This window comes from uncultured Amphritea sp., assembly GCF_937127095.1.
Classification (GTDB): domain Bacteria; phylum Pseudomonadota; class Gammaproteobacteria; order Pseudomonadales; family Balneatricaceae; genus Amphritea.
This window is the reverse complement of sequence record NZ_CAKZLP010000020.1, coordinates 1-3877: the sequence shown is the minus strand read 5'-3', so window position 1 is coordinate 3877 and position 3877 is coordinate 1. Positions and strand designations below refer to the sequence as shown.

Annotated in this window: 8 protein-coding genes; all 8 read right to left on the bottom strand. The window is 48.3% G+C overall.

The features are described 5' to 3' along the window. Positions 1-154 precede the first annotated feature (154 nt). Positions 155-754, bottom strand: coding sequence for an HNH endonuclease (locus tag Q0499_RS05360; RefSeq protein ID WP_299197009.1), 600 nt, complete (start codon positions 752-754; stop codon positions 155-157). Continuing rightward, the gene (locus Q0499_RS05355) at positions 754-1914 is read right to left on the bottom strand and encodes a tyrosine-type recombinase/integrase (RefSeq protein ID WP_299197008.1); all 1161 of its coding nucleotides are present in this window, start codon (positions 1912-1914) and stop codon (positions 754-756) included. Before Q0499_RS05355 ends, Q0499_RS05360 begins: the two co-directional genes overlap by 1 nt. Positions 1915-1924: 10 nt before the next feature. Beyond that, on the bottom strand, positions 1925-2140 hold the full coding sequence (locus Q0499_RS05350; RefSeq protein WP_299197007.1) for a hypothetical protein: 216 nt from the start codon (positions 2138-2140) through the stop codon (positions 1925-1927). After that, the gene (locus Q0499_RS05345; protein ID WP_299197006.1) at positions 2140-2526 is read right to left on the bottom strand and encodes a phage protein NinX family protein; all 387 of its coding nucleotides are present in this window, start codon (positions 2524-2526) and stop codon (positions 2140-2142) included. Before Q0499_RS05345 ends, Q0499_RS05350 begins: the two co-directional genes overlap by 1 nt. A gap of 76 nt (positions 2527-2602) precedes the next feature. After that, the gene (locus Q0499_RS05340) at positions 2603-2833 is read right to left on the bottom strand and encodes a hypothetical protein (protein WP_299197005.1); all 231 of its coding nucleotides are present in this window, start codon (positions 2831-2833) and stop codon (positions 2603-2605) included. A gap of 72 nt (positions 2834-2905) precedes the next feature. After that, positions 2906-3166: a hypothetical protein gene (locus tag Q0499_RS05335; protein WP_299197003.1), complete on the bottom strand. Its 261-nt coding sequence runs from the start codon at positions 3164-3166 to the stop codon at positions 2906-2908. Between the two features lie 65 nt (positions 3167-3231). After that, on the bottom strand, positions 3232-3408 hold the full coding sequence (locus Q0499_RS05330) for a hypothetical protein (protein WP_299197002.1): 177 nt from the start codon (positions 3406-3408) through the stop codon (positions 3232-3234). After that, positions 3405-3877 (bottom strand): hypothetical protein (locus Q0499_RS05325; RefSeq protein WP_299197001.1); only part of this gene is annotated, 473 nt, incomplete at its 5' end. The genes Q0499_RS05325 and Q0499_RS05330, both read right to left, overlap by 4 nt.

The window sequence follows — 3877 nt, the reverse complement described above, 5'->3', positions numbered from 1 at the left end:
CTTGACATGGTAGAGGTCGGCGGTTCGAATCCGCCTAGTCCTACCACTACACCCCACGTAGTTATTCGGCTTCAGCAACATATCGCTGACTTTATAAATAACTCGGGACAAAGTTTGGACAAAGTTGGGACAAAACCAGCTTTGGATATTTTTGTCAGTCATTCCCTTGTTTTCCTCTGCTAATCTCAAAGTTTGTTCTTGCGAACTCCCCGAAGCGTTTTCTAGCAGCACTATCGTAGGCTAAAGCAGCTTGCTCTTCGCTGGAATAAGACCCAAGGTTATATGACTCCCCTGCAAGCTGAATAGTAGCTCTCCAAGGCTTAGAGCAGCCCTCATCATATTTAACACCTTTATAGATGCTATATCCTTTAGTTGTTTTTCGATTCGCTTGGTTTTGCGAATTAGTGCAGGTCCGCAGGTTCTCAATGCGATTATCATCTTTGGTGCCGTTAATGTGGTCGATATCGTATTCCCCTATATCTCCGTGATGCCAGATGTAGATAACTCTGTGCTCAAGGTAAAGAACGCCATCGATCGATATTCGGCGATAACCAGATGAATGCAATTTCCCTGCTCGATTGCCGCCCCGTGCTTTGCTATTAAAGGTTGATCGCCAATACAAGCGGCCATCTTTGTAATCAAATAAGTAGCAAACCCAGTCCTTGGTTAGCTTGCTTTTTTCCGGCGCCGCCGAGTACTCTTTGCTTCTATCGGGGTTGCTGGCAAGGTACGTTGATAGTGATAAGTCATCCATCAGAACTGCCCGCCCAGCTTCGCAATCGGTAATTCTTCTATATCAATCTCAATTTCTTCTATTTTATGTCCGGACTGATAGTGCCTGGTCATTTCTATATCGCTGTGTGCCATCGCGTTCATCACCTTTGTCTGATCTGCTTCATCTTCATAGAGAAATGATCCGGTTGATCTTACTTCGTGAATGCCGGGGCGCATCGTTGGTGGTAGGTGGTTAAATAGTCCTGTGGCGTCACGAACCTTGGTAAAGTCTTCAGACAGCATGTCAGGCAGCACTTGGTAAAAGTGGTTTTTCACATCGCCCATGATTCTACGCTCTGGTTTCTTTGATATCAGGTATGGGCAGCGCTTATGCTTCATTGAGCGTTCACGGCATCGGGCGACTACCGCTCTCAGTTCTGGCCACCTTTCAAAGTTCCAGATCAGTCTCTTCAGTTTTCCCTGCGCCGCTGCCTTGCTGATAACCTTCCAAAGCTGCTCGCCATTGGTGTGCTCATCAAAACGTAGTGAGCATATATCTGACCGGCGCATGAACGTCAGCAGGGCGATGGCCATGGCGTCTTGAATGTAATCCAGCCCGAGATCTGGTGCCTTTTTGTATATGGTCCAGTACGCCTCCAGCGATAGCCGAGCGCGTTTTTTGTGAGCCGCTGGGCGCATCATCAAGATATTGAACGGGTGCGGCTGCAGGTTGGATGTTACTTCCTCCGCTATCAGGTGGTTACAGAACCGGTTGAGCTCTGGCTTTTTATTACGCTGCGCAGCGCCTGTCAGCGAATCCCACCACGGGCGGATATGCTTTAAACTGAGAATAAATACCGGTGTCCCGCCGAACTGTTTTGCAAACTGCCGGATCGCTGCGCGGTTGCGTCTAACCCATGAGGATTTATTAGCCAGCCCCGGGTCCATCGCCTCGCGGTGCTCGATGTATTTTTCAGCCCAATACGGCAGGGCGCTTTCTGGCGATTCAGTCTGTGGCTTTTGCTCACGCACCTGGTTGGCTTCAATGGCAAAGGCATTGGCTTCTTGCACCGTTGCAGCTTCGAAGTTCTGAAAAGAACCATCTGGCCACCGGTACCGCCACCGACCTTCACGCTTCCGGTTGTCCGGATAGAGGTTGTCGATTAACGGCACACTGTTGAAGTATCGTTGCTTTGCCATGTCTTTAGTCTCAGCCTACCGCTGCCAGCAGCGGGTTTCTATTTTGTTTTTCTGGTTGCCAGGGGTCTTTATTGAACAGGGCATCATCTGCTATCCACACTTTACCGCAAACGATAGTGCCGCGGAGCTTACCAGCGGCAACGTCCCGCTCCAGTTCTTCATCTGAAGGGCCTTCGCGCTCGAAATATCGGCGCCGGAATGTTTCTGGTTCAAGTAGTTTTGCCATCACTCACCACCTTGCATCTTCAGAAATACAATCATCAGCGCCATAAGCTCTTTACCTTCATCGTGGTACTGATGCCATGTATCGCAGATAACGCTATCACCATCAAATGCTATGAAGTGTCCGGCCTTGATCATCTTTGTTAGTATTGGCCAAGCTTCTTCAGGAGAAGAGCAGAAGTTCATTTGCTCCCAAGCCTCGCACTGTTCTCCCCGATCATCGGTTTTGGCAGCCCATATCGTGTTCGGGTATTTCTCATGATATTCTTTTGTAAATCCACAAAGGCCATCTTCTATCTCGGTTTTAACCAGATAGCCGAGCGCAAAAGCAACAAGGTTGTTTATCTCAAAATCGCTCATATGTTCGTAGCTAATATGTTCGCAGTTCATCACTCACCACCTATATTTATTAATAACACTGCGATGACCGGGACCTTCGGCCCGGTATCATTATTGTTATTTGGCGCTAATATCCGCCCCGTTCTTCTGAAAGGTATTCAGTCAGCAAGTGGTAAGCTTCAGCAAAAACCTTCTTTCTATCGCAACTCTGAACTTGAAATATCTGCTTGCCTTGCTCACCAATTCTTGTGTCTTTTTTATCTCTTATAACAAGAACCCAATCAGCAACAGAGTTGTGCCCAAGCTCCAAAGACAGGCATCCTTGATTTTCGTACATCTCAAAAAAATCATGTTCCATTCTTCACTCCCGCGCCAAATAACAAGGCGCTCAAATTGGACCAGCGCTGTGGCGCTGGCCGTTAGCTTTCGGTTATGCGCCTACGCTGAACGGGCGCGACTTATGTTCAACCGGCTCAGTTGCTCCAAGGGCTATCGCCATATTCTCAGCAGTCTGCCGTATTGTTGAATTCGACGTATAGGCGTAGTCGTAGTGAAACGAGCAATAGCAGAAAGGGTCGCTCTTGCCATCCTGGTGCTGAATCATTACGTGCTTATCACCCATAAAGTCGCTCTCAACCCATACTTTTCTCTCAAACACCTTAATGGCTTTTGCTTTCATTACTGGCTCCATTCTGTACCTCCTGCGCATAACAAGTAATTCAATCGGAACGCCTGCGGCGTCCGCTTAATAGGTCGTTATGAAACCGCCCCAAACAGCATCATCGATGCGCCTGCTATAACCGCTCCCGAGCCAATGATTAGCGCTATGACGACGGAAGCTTTTGCCCAGCTTCGACCGTGTCGTCGCGGCATGACCACAATGGCGTAGAACGCTGCGATGATTATTGCTATACCGATCAGTAGGGTGGTCATTTTGATGGCTCCTGTGGCTTCACAATGTAAACTTCTTTAACCCATGACTGGCCGCTGATCACCATGCTGGTTATGAAGTAATGGTTCTTTTTCCGGTTGTAGATGACCTCTTCACCATCGCTATCATCAGTAACGCCTGGGCGGATTATCTCGTTTGCTTTAGCGGTGATGATTCCCTCTTTTGTGTGAAGGATTAAATGATCATCCTGTTGGATCTGCCCGGCGCTAATCACTTTTTCAAAGCGGGTTATGTTAAGATTAAGACTGCTGTTTTCTAACGTTGTTTCGCAGTACTTCAGTAGCTCACATGCGTCACAGCCTGGTACATCGCACGGGCCTTCGAGATAAGTGCAACAGCGCAGCAGGGCTTCAGCTAAACTCTCATTTCTGCTTTCAAGCTCAGCGATGCGGGCGGCTTGCTGATTGATGTATTCACGCACCGGCTCTGCGCCGTTACATGGGCCTTTAT